The organism is Mesorhizobium sp. RSR565B, from assembly GCF_054719465.1.
The window spans coordinates 4945882-4960890 of the sequence record NZ_JBTTIE010000001.1; the positions used below are offsets into that span (position 1 = coordinate 4945882).

Sequence of the window (15009 nt, forward strand, 5' to 3'; positions counted from 1 at the left end):
CGGCCAATGAGCCGGTTCCCCTGCACAGTCCGCCAGAGCAAGACCCATGAACATCTTCGCCGATTTCAGCGCGCGAATCACAAAAGCCGTCGAAGCGCTTGATTTGAAAGACAGTAATGGCGTTTCGCCCGACCTGTCGCGCATCGCCGTCGAGCCGCCGCGCGACGCCAGCCATGGCGATCTCGCCACCAATGCGGCGATGGTACTGGCCAAGCCGACAGGGCACAACCCGCGGGCGCTGGCCGAGCGGCTGGTGGAAGTGCTGCGCAGCGACGCCGATGTTGCCGAAGCCGACGTCGCCGGTCCCGGCTTCGTCAATCTCCGGCTCAAGGACGCTTTCTGGCAGGCACATCTGACCGCGGTGCTCGGCGAGGGGCAAAACTACGGCCGCTCGACCATTGGTGGCGGCAAGAAGACCAATGTCGAATATGTCTCGGCCAATCCGACCGGGCCGATGCATGTCGGCCATTGCCGGGGCGCGGTTGTCGGCGACACGCTCGCCAATCTGATGGCCTTCGCCGGCTATGACGTCACCAAGGAATACATCATCAACGACGCCGGCGCGCAGATCGACGTGCTCGGGCGTTCGGCCTTCCTGCGCTACCGCGAAGCGCTGGGCGACGACGTTGGCGAGATACCGGCCGGCCTCTATCCCGGCGATTACCTTGTGCCGGTCGGTCAGGCGCTGGCTGCCGAATTTGGCCGCAAGCTCTTGCAGATGCCCGACGATGAGTCGCTGGCAATCGTCAAGGACCGCACGATCGACGCCATGATGGTGATGATCCGCGAGGATCTGGCGTTGCTCAATGTGCATCACGACGTTTTCTTCTCCGAGCGCACGCTGCATGCCGACAATGCCAAAAAAATCCGCTCGGCGATCAACGATCTGACGCTGAAAGGCCATATCTACAAGGGCAAGCTACCGCCGCCCAAGGGCGAGAAGCCGGACGACTGGGAAGACCGCGAGCAGACGCTGTTTCGCTCGACGGCGGTCGGCGACGACATGGACCGGGCGCTGGTCAAGTCCGACGGCTCGTTCACCTATTTCGCCGCCGACGTCGCCTATCTCAAGGACAAGGTCGACCGCGGTTTCGTCGGCCTGATCTATGTGCTGGGCGCCGACCATGGCGGCTACGTCAAGCGGCTGGAAGCGCTGGCGCGGGCGATTGCAGGCGATGATCTGAAGCTGCAACTCACGGTGCTGCTGTGCAATCTGGTGAAGCTGTTTCGCGATGGCGAACCGGTTCGGATGTCGAAGCGGTCGGGCGACTTCGTGACCTTGCGCGAAGCGGTGGAGGAGGTGGGCCGCGATGCGATCCGCTTCATGATGCTCTACCGCAAGAGCGACGCGCCGCTCGACTTCGATTTCGCCAAGGTCACCGAACAGTCCAAGGACAATCCCGTGTTCTACGTGCAGTACGCTTCGGCGCGCTGTCATTCGGTGTTCCGGCAGGCGAGCGAGCAACTGGGCGAGGCCAATTTCGACCGCAACAGCCTGGCCGCGGCCTCGGCGTCGCTCACCGACGAGGGCGAGATCGGCCTGATCCGGAAGCTGGCTGAATATCCCCGGCTGGTCGAATCTGCGGCCCTTGCGCTGGAGCCGCACCGGCTGGCATTCTACCTCTACGATCTGGCTTCCAGCTTCCATGGACACTGGAATCGGGGCACCGAGAATGCCGACTTACGTTTTGTTAAGGTTAACGACCGACAATTGACTCATGCCAGACTAGGGCTGGTGCAGGCTGTTTCGGATGTTTTGACCTCCGGCCTGACGCTGATTGGGGCTGATGCGCCCACTGAGATGCGTTAGGTTTAACTAAAACACCTGTCACCATTTGCCCACATTGCGCTGGTAAGGGCCAACCCTACGCGACGTCCATGGCGTCCGAATGAGTGCGAGTTCGGGAACAATAATGGCAGACAGAACCCAGCTGAGAGTAGCCGACAACAACGACATCGCCGAAGATGATCCGTTCGCTGAACTGACCAGGATCATGGGTTTCGATCCGCGCCAGCCGGTCAAGCCGCAGGCGCCAGCCGTCGAGACGGCTGCGGACGAGGGCGATTTCGACATCGACCTCGAGAAGGAGTTGATGGGCGAATTCGGCGATGAAGTCGGTTCCATGGAGGCCAGCCAGCCAGCTCCCGAGGTTCACCAGCCTGCCGCTGAGCCCTACGAACCTGCTGCCGAGATTCGCGAGCCGGCTTTCGAAACCACCGATGCCGCGATGGACGATGCGCTGGCTGCTTCGCTGGAATATGATTTCGTCTTCGACGATGCCGCCGATCTGGATTTCGGCGCTGCCCCGCAGGCTGCGGCTGCTCCCGTTGAACCCTCGGTTGCCGAACCTTGGTTTGCCGAGCCCGCATTCGACGAAGCTGCATTCGATGACGATTTCGACAATGCCGTGGCCAGTTCACTGGAAAACGTATCGCCGCTCGAAGACGACCTGCCGATGGATGACGAGCTTGCCGCTTCGCTCGAGCAGGGGTTGCTGCTCGATGACGATGCGACCGTCGCCCATGCCGCAGATGTCGCGCAGGTTGCTGCTGCGCCTGCCGACGATCTCGCGTTCGACGATGATTTCGACAATGCCGTCTCGATGTCGCTGGAAGACGAGCTGACGCTGGACGGTCCTGCGCCGGCGCAGGACCAGTATGCCGCGCCAGTAGCCGAGGCGCCGATCCATACCTTCGACGCCGTCGGCTCCGCCGACCACGCTGTTGCCGACGAGGATTTTGCGGGTCATTTCGATGACGCGATGGCCGATGTCGACATGGACTTTGCGGCCCAGGATTTTGCAGCCCAGGATTTTGCAGCCCAGGATTTTGCGGCCGAGCATTTCGAGCCTCAGGCTTTCGAGGCTCAGCCTGTTGAGGCCGAGGATCCGGAAGAGCGCGATCTGGATGTCAGCGATCTGCAGGCCAGCGCGCCGGTTGAGATGGATGCGCCGGAAGTGAACGAGACGCCGGCCTGGACTGTGGAGGCCAGCCCCTCTCATGAGACTGCGCACGAAGCATTCGACGATTTCGATCTGAGCATCGATGATGCGCTTGCCGATCACGAGCCGGTTGCCGAGATCGCACCCACTCCGGTTCAGCCAACTCCGGTCGCACCAGCCTATGTGGCGCCTACCAATATGGCGACCCCGGCCGCTCCGGTCGCTGACGAACGGACGTTGGAAGATGAACTCAACGCGCTGCTTGGCGCCATGACCACACCACGCCCGGCGCCAGTCGCGCCGTTTCCGGTCGTCACCGAGCCCACCAGGGCTGCCGCCATCGAGCCCGCCAGGACTTATGAGCCGGTTGCCCCGGTGCAGCGGTCCGTCGCAACGCCGGTCGCTCCGGTCGATAATCTCGACTGGGACCTGGACGAACACGCGCCGGCTCCTCAGGAGGTCCGGGCGGACGATGCCGATTTCGACGATCTGCTTGCCGGCGAACTCGAGGGCCATGAGCCCGAGATCGAGTTCGATGATCATGCCTTCGATGCGGCGCTCGCCAAGGGCATCGATCTCGGTAATGACACGGCAGCACCGGTCGCTGGCGATTGGCGCTCGACGCCGCCGGAGCCGGCGCGTTCGTGGAGCCGCGTGACTCCCACCCCGGCCCAGCCTTCCTTTGCAGCGCAGCCGCAACCTTCTTTTGCAGAAAAGCCGTCCATGCCGCCGGCGGCAGCGCCAAGCTATCGCGACCAGCCGGTTGCAGCTGCTGCCTATGCGGCGCCGACGCCATCGCGCCAGGCGCCGCCTCAGGCCTATGACGAGATGCCGGATGTCGAGACGGTCGATGTGCCGGAGCGTGTGGTGGCGATTGCCGACGACCTCGACATTCCAGAACTCAGCTTCGAGCAAGACGAGCCGGCCGCCTATGACGACATCGACGCCGAATTCGCCGGCATGCTCAACGAGATGAACGCGGTGGAAGTGGCGCCGCCCACTGCCGCACGCAGTGCCGGCTATGATGACGATTCCTACAGTTCCGGCTTCAGTTCGGGCCACGAGCTCGACCAGCGCGCCTATGCGGCGCGGCCAGCCGAAGTGCTTGCAGCCACGCAAGCTCACCACGCCGATGCCGCCGGCGGCTTCGACATGGACGATCTGCCCGGCAGCCAGCCGGTTTCGCAGGCCGACGATTTCGCGGTCGACGAACTCGACTACGATCCGGATCTGGACGAGGCAATGGCGGTGCCGGGCCTCGCCGAGCAGGAAGCCGCACGGCCGCGCAGGAGCGGCCTGCTGGTCGCGGGGGTCGTTGCTGCGGTTGCGATTGCCGGCGGCCTTGGCGCCTTCGCCTTGTCGTTCGGCGGAAAGGGCGGCAGCGATGCGCCGGTCATTGTCAAAGCCGACAACAGGCCGATCAAGGTCAAGCCCGAAAATCCGGGCGGCGCCGTGGTGCCGAACCAGGACAACAAGGTTTATGATGCGGTCGCCAAGGGCACCAAGCCGGCCGAGCCGGTTCAGGAGAAGCTGGTCACCAACACCGAAGAGCCGGTCGATGTGAAGGCGCAGGAGCCTGAAAGCCGCGTCGTCGATCTGTCGCCCGACGATACCGACGCTGCCCCAGGCCCCGACGCTGCCGGCAACCCCGAAGCTGCCGTCAACCCCGACGCGGCTGTCGCGCCGGCGCCAAAGTCCGAGGACCGCATCGCTCAGGTGCTGCAGGAAGCCGACAAGAACCCCGATACGGTCGCCGTTGCCCCGCGCAAGGTGCGGACCATGGTGGTCAAGCCCGACGGCTCGTTGGTGGCCCGCGAGGACTCGACGCCGGCCGCGCCACAGGTTGCGGCGACTGAGCCGCTTGACCCGGCGCCGCAGCACGTCGCCCCTTCGGCCGATGCCGAGCAGACCGGCACCGTGGCGCCTGCCGATCAGGCAAATAGCGACCAGGCAAGTGCCGAGACCGCCAAGCCGGTCAAGCCGGTGAAGCCGGCGGCCACGCCGAAGGCTGAGACCCAGTCCGCCAACACGCCGCAGACGGTTGCCGTAGCGCCGCAGCGCCCGTCCGACCAGCCGGTCGACGTGGTCGGCGAGGTCAAGCCCGACCAGGTTGCCTCCATCCCGGCGACGGCTTCGACATCGGGCGGTTCGTGGTCGATGCAGATCGCTTCGCAGCCGACGGTCGAAAGCGCCCAGGCCAACTACGCCGACCTGCAGCGCCGCTATGGAAATGTGCTCGCCGGTCGCACCGCCAACATCGTCAAGGCGGAGATCGCCGGCAAGGGCACCTTCTACCGTGTCCGGGTGCCTGCGCAATCGCGCAACGATGCGATCAATCTGTGCACCAGCTACAAGGCTGCCGGCGGCAACTGCTTCGTGTCTCGGTAAGGCCGGATCCAATTATCAGAGCCGGTGCGTTCCCAACGGTCGCGCCGGCTTTTTCATGTGGATGGGCGAGAGGTTGAGGCGCTTGCCGTCCGGGGAGATTCCCTTTGCCGGCGCGAAGCCCTAAACTGGTGGAATGACCGAATCAAAATCCATGATCCTCGGCTGTGCCGGGAAATCGCTGACCCGCGAAGAAATCCGTTTCTATCGCAATGAATGCCCGTGGGGCTTCATCCTGTTTGCGCGCAACATCGGCGAAACCGAGCAGATCCGCGATCTGGTCGCCGAAATGCGCGACTGTATCGGGCGCCCCGATGCGCTGGTGTTCATCGACCAGGAAGGTGGCCGGGTGCAGCGCCTGCGGCCCCCGCTGGCGCCGAACTATCCCGCCGGCGGCGCGCTCGGTGCATTGTGGCGCAAGGACCATGATGCCGGCACCCGCGCTGCCTGGCTGATGGCGCGGCTGCATGCCTTCGACCTGTTACGCTACGGTATCTCTGCCGATTGCCTGCCGGTGCTGGACGTGCCGATCGAGGGCGCCAGCGACGTCATCGGCGCGCGCGCCTATGGCAAGGAGCCGCGCCCGGTCATCGAACTCGGCCGCGCGGCGGCGGAAGGGCTGATGTCGGGCGGCGTGCTGCCGGTCATGAAGCACATTCCGGGTCACGGGCGCGCCTTTGCCGACACGCATTTCGAACTGCCTGTGGTCGATGCCTCGCTGAGCGACCTGCAGCGGCATGATTTCGCCCCGTTCCGCGAGCTTAGCCATCTGCCGATGGCGATGACGGCGCATGTCGTCTACAGCGCCATCGATCCGAACAACCCAGCGACCACCTCAGGCAAGGTCATCGACGAGATCATCCGCCGCGAGATCGGCTTCGACGGGCTGTTGATGAGCGATGACACCTCGATGAAGGCACTTTCTGGGGATTTCCCGACAAAGGCGGCCTCGATCCTTGCGGCGGGCTGCGATCTGGTCCTTCACTGCAATGGCGTTTTCGAGGAGATGGCAGGCATCGCATCGCGAACCACGGGACTTGAAGGGACGTCGCTGGAGCGCGCCAACCGGGCGCTGACCTATATAAGGGATCGCGACCGGGCCGACGAAACCGAGATACGCGCCGAGTTTGCCACCTATTTCGATGCGGTGGCCTAGAGACGGATGATTTCAGGTCTGTTCGACCTGAAATCTGAATCCGTCTCTAAATTAGATAGAGAGAGCATGATGTCGTCCGAAAACCGTTTCACACTTTTCGGCATCATGCTCTAACCAGAGGTAAAGGAACAAGTGGCGGAAACATTGGACAGCAAGGCTGCGAAGGCCGCACCGATGGACCGTCTGTGGGCCGAGAACGACGATTCACGGGTCACCGGCGACCCGTCGCTTGTCGTCGACGTCGCCGGGTTCGAAGGTCCGCTCGATCTCTTGCTGCATCTCGCCCGCAACCAAAAGGTCGATCTGTCGCGGATTTCCATCTTGGCGCTGGTCGAGCAGTATCTGACCTTCGTCGAGACGGCGAGGGCGCTAAGGCTTGAGCTTGCCGCCGACTACCTGGTGATGGCGGCGTGGCTGGCCTTCCTCAAGTCGAAGCTCCTCATCCCCAAGCAGCCCGGCGAAGAAGGCGAAAGCGGCGAGGAACTGGCCGCGGTGCTGCAGTTCCGGCTGAAGCGTCTGGAGGCCATGCGCGACGCCTCGGCAAGGCTGGTCAACCGCAACCGGCTCGGCCGCGACGTGTTTGCACGCGGCATGCCTGAGATGGTCATCGTCGAGAAGCGTAACGCCTATTCGGCCTCGCTCTACGATTTGCTCACCGCCTATGCGCAGCAGCGCCAGAAACAGGCGATCACCAATGTGACAATTGCCCGGCGTGGCGTGTGGTCGCTCAAGGATGCGCGCGATATCCTGACCCGGCTGATCGGCTCGCTGCGCGACTGGACGGCGCTGGACAGCTATCTGATCAATTACCTGACCAGCCCGGACGAACGGCGTACCGCGATTGCCAGCTCGTTTGCGGCGTCGCTGGAACTGGTGCGCGAAGGCAGCATCGAGATGCGACAGGACCAGGTGTTCGCGCCGCTCTATCTGCGCGGCCGCGCGCAACCAATCAAGGCAGTCGAGGTGGCATCATGAGCGAACGCGCCAACGCTTCGGTCATTCCGTTCAAGGTCGAAGAAGAGACCGAGGAGGGCATTATCGCCCAGGACCCGATTGATACCCTGCTTCTGAATCCTGGCGAACGGCTGCATATGGCCGAAGCCATACGCATGGCCGAGGCGATCGTGTTCGCCAGCGCCGAGCCGGTCAGCGAAAAGCAGCTCGCAGCCAGATTGCCCGATGGCATCAGCATTGCCGCTGCCATGGCTGAGCTGCAGCAGATCTATGCGCGGCGCGGCGTCAATCTGGTCCGGGTCGGCGATGCCTGGGCTTTCCGTACCGCCGGCGATCTCGCCTTCCTGATGAGCCGCGACACGGTGCAGCAGCGCAAGCTGTCGCGCGCGGCGCTCGAAGTGCTGGCGATCATCGCCTACCACCAGCCGGTGACGCGCGCCGAGATCGAGGACATCAGAGGCGTCGAGACCTCGAAGGGCACGCTGGATACGCTGCTCGAAACGGAATGGGTGCGCATGCGCGGCCGCCGCCGCACGCCCGGCCGTCCCGTCACCTACGGCACGACAGACACTTTCCTCGACCATTTCGCACTGGAGGATATCCGCGATCTTCCCGGCATGGACGAACTGAAGGGGGCAGGGCTGCTTTCCGGCCGAATGCCGTCGAATTTCGCCATCCCGTTGCCGCCGGCCGATCCGGACGCGCTGACCGAGGACGAGGATGCGTTGACCGACATCGATCTCGAGGAACTCGGCCTGCTGACGCCGCGCGTCACGGAAGATTGACCGCAAGCGGCTGTCAAAAAGCTGCATTGCTGCGGTAGATGCGCCGATTGGTAGCGGGCAGCTTTGCCGAAAATGCGTGACATAAGCCGCGCCTTCATAAACTTTGTCGCTGTTGTGTTTGAATCCCAACGCGAAAACGCATAGATCATCGCCAGGGAAAACATTCGAGAGAGAGTTACAATGGGTTCATTTTCGATTTGGCACTGGATGATCGTGCTGGTGATCGTGCTGCTGGTGTTCGGCCGCGGCAAGATACCCGAGCTGATGGGCGACATGGCCAAGGGCATCAAGAGCTTCAAGAAGGGCATGGCCGACGACGATACCGCCGAAGACAAGCGCACCGTCGAGCACCGCCCGGACGAGACCGTTTCGGCAGTGAAGGAAAAGGCCAGCAAGAGCTGAGCCGAAGGTTTGTTGCTTTTGCAAGTCGTTGCCCCAAACCGCTTCGCACTTTTGGGCGACAAGCACTAGTCGGAACTGATTGCCATGTTTGAAGTCGGCTGGACCGAAATGCTGGTGATCGCGATCGTCATGATCGTGGTCGTCGGACCCAAGGATTTGCCCAATATGCTGCGCACCTTCGGCCGCACGACGGCGAAGCTGCGTGCCATGGCCTCCGACTTCCAGAAGCAGTTCAACGAGGCGCTGAAGGAAGCCGAGCTCGACGACGTCAAGAAGTCGGTCGATACGCTGCGCGGCCTCAATCCGGCGGCCGAGATCCGCAAGCAGCTCAATCCGTTCGAACAGGCGGCAGCCGAGGTTCGCTCCGGCGTCGATGCGGTTATGAAGCCGAAGCCCGCCGTCGACCCCTCAACGCCGGCGGCAGAAACACCACAGGCGGCCGAGCCGCTCAAGAACGGCGCAACGGTGATGCCGGGTGTCAACGGACCGGAAACAGCGCCGGCGGCGCCGATCCTTCCGGCGATGACCGACGAGGCGCTGGTGACACCGGCTGCAGCAACGGCAGCGCCACGAAACGCGCGCGCCAAGGGGGCTGCGATATCAAAGGCCCCGGCAACCAAAACAACGGCAGCCAAGGCAGCACCGGCAAAGCCGGCGCCTGCGGCGAAGGTTGCGGCCAAGCCGTCAGCGGCGCCCGCCAAGGCTGCACCCGGAAAAGCCGCCACCAAGCCCGCTGCGGCACCGAAGGCAGTCGCAAAGGCTGAGCCGAAGCCTGCGCCGGCCACGAAGCCCGCGTCCAAGAAGACGGCGGGGGCCGCCAAGTGAGCATTACGGACAGCGAAAAGGACGAGATCGAGAAGTCGTCGGCTCCGCTGATGGAGCATCTGATCGAACTGCGCCGGCGGCTGATCTGGTCGATCGGCGGTTTCTTCGTCGCCTTCCTCGTCTGCTTCTTCTTTGCCAAGAAGCTGTTCAATCTTTTGGTCGTTCCGTTCAAGTGGGCCACGCAGTGGGCCGGGCTCGATCCGCACAAGGTCGAGCTGATCTATACGGCGCCGCAGGAATTCTTCTTCACCCAGGTCAAGCTCGCCATGTTCGGCGGCATGGTCATCGCCTTTCCGCTGATCGCCACGCAGATCTACAAATTCATCGCGCCAGGCCTCTACAAGAACGAACGCAACGCGTTCCTGCCGTTCCTTATCGCATCGCCGATCCTGTTCCTGATGGGAGCGTCGCTGGTCTATTTCTTCTTCACGCCGATGGTGATGTGGTTCTTCCTCGCCATGCAGCAGGCCGGCACCGACGACCAGGTGCAGATTTCGCTGCTGCCGAAAGTGTCGGAATATCTCAGCCTGATCATGACGCTGATCTTCTCCTTCGGCCTGGTGTTCCAGCTGCCGGTGGTGACCAGCCTGATGACGCGCGTCGGCATGCTGTCGTCGAAGGCGCTGGCCGAGAAGCGCAAATGGGCGATCGTCATCGCCTTCGTCGTCGCGGCGGTCCTGACGCCGCCTGATCCGATGAGCCAGATCGGTTTGGCCATCCCGACCATCCTGCTCTACGAGGTGTCGATCTGGGCGGCCCGGCTGATCGAGCGCGATCAGGTCAAGCAGAAGCTGGCGCGCGAGAAGCAGGAAGCCGCCGAAGCCGTGGCCGAAAAGGCGGCGGACGCGTCCTCAAAGCAGGCTCGTTCATAGGCTGTCGCGTTCGGGTATCCGCGTTAGCGGAAAAACGCGACAGCCGCTGACCCTCATCTTGCATCGATGAAGGATGCGGTTTACCCCCTCAGCCTTATTCTGAGGACGAACCAACCATGCTTGATATCAAATGGATTCGCGACAACCCGAAGGCCCTTGTCGAGGCGCTGGCCAAGCGCTCGTGGTCGGCTGACGAGGCGCAGTCCACGGCCGATGAGCTGATCAAGAAGGACGAAGCGCGGCGCGAGCACGTCACCGAGCTGCAGACCAAGCAGGAACGCCGCAACGCCGCCTCGAAGGAGATCGGCAACGCCATGCGTTCGGGCGACACGGCACTTGCCGAAAAGCTCAAGGCCGAAGTCGGCGATATCAAGACCTTCATCCAGAATGGCGAGGCGCGCGAGCGCGAGCTCGACAAGGCGCTGAACGATGCGCTGGCGGTGCTGCCGAATGTGCCGCTCGACGACGTGCCGGTCGGCAAGGACGAGCACGACAATGTCGTCAAGCATATCGTCGGCGAGGTGCCGACTCGGCCGAACTGGGTGAAGGAGCATTTCGAGATCGGCGAAGCGCTCGGCATGATGGATTTCGAGCGGGCGGCAAAGCTGTCGGGATCACGCTTCACCGTGCTGAAGAGCGGGCTGGCGCGGATGGAGCGCGCCATCGGCCAGTTCATGCTCGATCTGCACACGACCGAGCATGGCTATGAAGAAGTCATCCCGCCACTGATGGTGCGCGACGAAGTGCTTTTCGGGACCAACCAGCTGCCGAAATTCGAGGACGACCTGTTCTTCGTGCAGCATGGCGATGGCCGGCTCGGGTTGATTCCAACCGCCGAGGTCCCGCTCACCAACCTGGTGCGCGAAGAAATCACGGCCCATGAAAAGCTGCCGCTGCGCTATACGGCGCTGACGCCGTGTTTCCGCTCGGAAGCGGGCTCCGCCGGCCGCGACACGCGCGGCATGTTGCGCCAGCACCAGTTCTACAAGGTCGAGCTGGTCTCGGTCACCGACCAGGAGTCTTCGCTCGCCGAGCACGAGCGGATGACGCAGTGCGCGGAAGAGGTGCTGAAGCGACTGGAGCTGCCGTTCCGCACCATGGTCCTGTGCACGGGCGACATGGGGTTTGGCGCGCGCAAGACCTACGACATCGAGGTCTGGCTGCCGGGACAGAACGCCTATCGCGAAATCTCGTCCTGCTCGGTCTGCGGCGACTTCCAGGCCAGGCGCATGGATGCCCGCTACAAGGACCAGGATGGCAAGGGCAACCGCTTTGTGCACACGCTGAACGGTTCGGGCACCGCTGTCGGCCGTGCGCTGATTGCCGTCATCGAAAACTACCAGAATGAGGATGGCAGCGTAACCATTCCTGAAGTGCTGCGGCCTTATATGGGCGGTCTGGCGAAGATCGAATCGAAGTAATGCGCATCCTCCTGACCAATGATGACGGCATCCATGCCGAGGGCCTGGCGTCGCTCGAACGCATCGCCCGCACGCTGTCGGACGATGTCTGGGTCGTGGCGCCGGAGCAGGACCAGTCCGGCTACGCGCACTCGCTGTCGATCTCGGAGCCGCTCCGGCTGCGCAAGATCGGCGAGAAACACTACGCCGTGCGCGGCACGCCGACCGACTGCGTCATCATGGGCGTCAAGAAGATCCTGCCTGGCGCGCCGGACCTGATCCTGTCCGGTGTCAATTCCGGCGCCAACATCGCCGACGACGTCACCTATTCCGGCACCGTCGCCGGCGCCATGGAAGGCGCGCTGCTCGGCATCCGCTCGATCGCACTCAGCCAGGGTTATTCCTATGTCGGCGAGGACCGCGTCGTTCCCTATGAGACCACCGAGGCGCTGGCGCCGGCGTTGCTGAAAAAGCTCGTCGCCATGCCGCTGCCGGACGGCGTGCTGCTCAACGCCAACTTTCCCAACTGCCTGCCTGACGAGGTTGCCGGCACCGTCGTGACGTCGCAGGGCAAGCTGGTGCACAGCCTTTGGGTCGACGAGCGCCGCGACGGGCGCGGCCTGCCTTATTACTGGCTGCGCTTCGGCCGCGAGCCGGTCGAGGGCAAGCAAGGCACCGATCTCCATGCTCTGCACAACCGGCTCGTGTCCGTGACGCCGCTGCAGCTTGACCTCACCGCGCATGAAATCCGTGACCAACTGACCAAGGCGCTGTCTGAATAAGGTGTTCGCATGAAGAAGGTTCTGGCATGAACTTGCCGCTCGACGATCGCGAGGGTTTTGCCGCTTTCCTGCTGCGCCTGCGCGGCCAAGGCGCGGTGCCGAAGGCGCTGATCGCAGCCTTCGAGGCGACGCCGCGGCGCGGCTTCCTCAACGGCCAGTTCCATTCGATCGCCTGGTCGGACGGGATGCTGCCGATCGAGTGCGGCGAGGCGATCGAGGGCGCCGACCTGCAGGCGGCGGTGATTGCGGCCCTGGCAATAGAGCCCGGCAACCGGGTGCTCGAGATCGGCACCGGCTCGGGCTACACGGCAGCGGTGATGTCGCGGCTCGCGGCTCGCATCGTCAGCGTCGACCGCTACAGGACGCTGGCCGAGCAGGCCAGGCAACGCTTCGAGGCGCTCGGCATCGGCAATGTCATCGTGCGCCAGGCCGATGGTTCCAACGGCCTTGCCAACGAAGCGCCGTTCGACCGCATCGTAGCCTGGGCGGCTTTCGACAGCCTGCCGCGCTTCCTGCTCGACCAATTGTCGAGCGGCGGCATCGTCATTGCCCCGATCGGGCCGGAGGAGGGCGAGCAGGTGCTGGCCAAGCTGACCAAGGTCGGCAGCCGCTTCGAGCGCGAGGATATCGGCACCGTGCGCCTGCAGCCGATCCTGCGCAGCGTTGCGGCGGTTATTTAGGTGCACTGAAATCCAGGTGAGGCCGGCCTGCAAATGGCAGGTTCCTGCGCATCCGATGCTCACGTGTTTGAGTACGCTCCGCTCCGGCCTTCGCCGGCCGAAGCCGTCATAAATGCCTCCGCTCTATGAAGGCTACGGCCGGCGTAGGTTCTCAGAACCTGTCATTTTCGACTCGGGCCGATCTGAATCAACGCAGCTTCGGCGCATTCGAAAATGTTTTAAGAAAATTTGCGTCTGATTCTACGGGGTTAACCCGCCAGTAACATTAACGCGCTTTAATCATGACCAGTGTGTACCGGGTCTGTGCGGGTTAGTGCGATGCAATTCAGTGTTTTGAAGGCAAACGGGCGTACTCTGTCGCGGGGCTGCGCTGTCCTCATGCTAGCCGGAGTGGCGGCGGGGTGTAGCTCCCAAGTCTCGCGGTTCAATGGTGTCGACGACGTCTTCACCTCCTCGACCAACAATCAGCGCGCCATCATCGACAAGCAGAGCACCGCGCAGCCCTATCCGGGCGATGTGGCGGCCGAGCCGATCGCTGCGGCACCTGTCGATGGCAGCCATAACCAGTCGGTCAGCCGCTCCAGCCTGGAGCCAGTCACCGTCCAGCAGCAGCCGCCGCCGCCGAGCGCGCCCAAAGCTGCTCCGATGCGCACCGCTTCCGCGCCGGCGCTTGCACCGGCACCGCATGTCGACAGAACGACCACCGGCACCGTCCAGCCGGCGAGGCCGTTCAAGAATGCCGGTGACTCCGATCCGAAACCAGTTGCGGCTGGTACGCCGCATGCGACCGAGATCGTGGTCAGCGACGGCGAGACCATTTCCGGCATCGCTCATCGCTATCATGTGCCGGCCGACGTGATCATGAAGGTCAACGGCTTGAGCGCCACCAAGGGGCTGAAGACCGGTCAGAAACTGGTCATCCCGGCCTATGCCTATTCAAGCAAGGGGACGGAGCCGAAACTTGCCGACGGCAAGCCGTCAAACAGCCCCAAGGCGCCGGCGCCGGAGAAGGTCGCCGTACTGCCGCAGCAACCGAAACTCAAGGACGGCAAGTCCGCCGCGCAGGTTGACGCTTCGGCAGCGAACAAGCCGAAGACCGACAAGCCGGCGCAGACTGCCTCGGCCGCGCCAAAGGCCGGCGCGGGCACCTACACGGTCCAGTCGGGCGACACCATGTCCTCCATCGCCAGGAAGACCGGCGTCGGCGTCGTGGCGCTGAAGCAGGCGAACGGCATGCAGGACGGCCTGCTCAAGATCGGCCAGACGCTGAAGGTTCCGGCAGGTGGCACCGCAACGGTCGCCAGCGCCAAGCCGGCCAAAGTTGATCCGGTGACGACCGCGACCACCCAACCGGCGGCAAAGCCGACGGAGACACTCGCCACCTACACGCCGCCGAAGAAGGACGCCAAGGTTATCCAGCAGGCCGAGGACGACGATGCTGTTGCGCCCGATGCCACCGGCATCGGCAAGATGCGTTGGCCGGTGCGTGGCCGCGTCATCTCCAATTTTGGTGGCGGCAAGGATGGTGTCGACATCGCCGTGCCTGAGGGGACGCCGGTCAAGGCGGCCGAGAACGGCGTGGTCATCTATGCCGGCGACGGCCTCAAGGAATTCGGCAATACGGTGCTGGTGCGCCACGAAAACGGGCTGGTCACCGTCTATGGCCACGCCAGGTCGATCGAGGTGCAGCGCGGCCAGAAGGTCAAGCGCGGCCAGGAAATCGCGCTGTCGGGCATGAGCGGCACCACCGACTCGCCGAAACTGCACTTCGAAGTGCGCAAGAACTCGGCACCGGTCGACCCCTCTGGCTATCTCGAATAGTCGGG

General features: G+C 63.6%; 12 protein-coding genes. All 12 read left to right on the plus strand.

The genetic code is table 11. From position 1 onward, the window contains the following. Nucleotides 1–46: 46 nt before the first annotated feature. On the plus strand, nucleotides 47–1810 hold the full coding sequence (gene argS, locus ACYG9R_RS23690) for an arginine--tRNA ligase (protein WP_023823018.1): 1764 nt from the start codon (nucleotides 47–49) through the stop codon (nucleotides 1808–1810). 103 nt (nucleotides 1811–1913) lie between these two features. Then, entirely contained in the window at nucleotides 1914–5330 is a 3417-nt protein-coding gene (locus ACYG9R_RS23695) for an SPOR domain-containing protein (protein WP_023823017.1), read from the plus strand. 133 nt (nucleotides 5331–5463) lie between these two features. Next, nucleotides 5464–6483, plus strand: a complete 1020-nt coding sequence (gene nagZ, locus ACYG9R_RS23700; RefSeq protein ID WP_023688217.1) for a beta-N-acetylhexosaminidase — start codon at nucleotides 5464–5466, stop codon at nucleotides 6481–6483. A 174-nt stretch (nucleotides 6484–6657) separates the two neighbouring features. Next, entirely contained in the window at nucleotides 6658–7458 is an 801-nt protein-coding gene (locus ACYG9R_RS23705; protein ID WP_023667690.1) for a segregation and condensation protein A, read from the plus strand. Beyond that, the gene (scpB, locus tag ACYG9R_RS23710; protein ID WP_023823016.1) at nucleotides 7455–8222 is read left to right on the plus strand and encodes an SMC-Scp complex subunit ScpB; all 768 of its coding nucleotides are present in this window, start codon (nucleotides 7455–7457) and stop codon (nucleotides 8220–8222) included. Before ACYG9R_RS23705 ends, scpB begins: the two co-directional genes overlap by 4 nt. A gap of 180 nt (nucleotides 8223–8402) precedes the next feature. Beyond that, nucleotides 8403–8624 carry a twin-arginine translocase TatA/TatE family subunit gene (locus ACYG9R_RS23715; protein WP_023681650.1) on the plus strand — a complete coding sequence of 74 codons (222 nt, stop codon included), beginning with the start codon at nucleotides 8403–8405 and terminating at the stop codon, nucleotides 8622–8624. An 84-nt stretch (nucleotides 8625–8708) separates the two neighbouring features. Beyond that, the gene (tatB, locus tag ACYG9R_RS23720) at nucleotides 8709–9449 is read left to right on the plus strand and encodes a Sec-independent protein translocase protein TatB (RefSeq protein WP_023823015.1); all 741 of its coding nucleotides are present in this window, start codon (nucleotides 8709–8711) and stop codon (nucleotides 9447–9449) included. Beyond that, nucleotides 9446–10321 carry a twin-arginine translocase subunit TatC gene (gene tatC, locus ACYG9R_RS23725; RefSeq protein ID WP_023667686.1) on the plus strand — a complete coding sequence of 292 codons (876 nt, stop codon included), beginning with the start codon at nucleotides 9446–9448 and terminating at the stop codon, nucleotides 10319–10321. Before tatB ends, tatC begins: the two co-directional genes overlap by 4 nt. 116 nt (nucleotides 10322–10437) lie before the next feature. Further along, nucleotides 10438–11742 carry a serine--tRNA ligase gene (gene serS, locus ACYG9R_RS23730; RefSeq protein ID WP_023823014.1) on the plus strand — a complete coding sequence of 435 codons (1305 nt, stop codon included), beginning with the start codon at nucleotides 10438–10440 and terminating at the stop codon, nucleotides 11740–11742. Then, nucleotides 11742–12503, plus strand: a complete 762-nt coding sequence (surE, locus tag ACYG9R_RS23735; protein WP_023823013.1) for a 5'/3'-nucleotidase SurE — start codon at nucleotides 11742–11744, stop codon at nucleotides 12501–12503. Before serS ends, surE begins: the two co-directional genes overlap by 1 nt. A gap of 26 nt (nucleotides 12504–12529) precedes the next feature. Beyond that, nucleotides 12530–13183, plus strand: a complete 654-nt coding sequence (locus ACYG9R_RS23740) for a protein-L-isoaspartate(D-aspartate) O-methyltransferase (protein ID WP_023823012.1) — start codon at nucleotides 12530–12532, stop codon at nucleotides 13181–13183. A 318-nt stretch (nucleotides 13184–13501) separates the two neighbouring features. Further along, on the plus strand, nucleotides 13502–15004 hold the full coding sequence (locus ACYG9R_RS23745) for a peptidoglycan DD-metalloendopeptidase family protein (RefSeq protein ID WP_023823011.1): 1503 nt from the start codon (nucleotides 13502–13504) through the stop codon (nucleotides 15002–15004). Nucleotides 15005–15009: the final 5 nt, after the last annotated feature.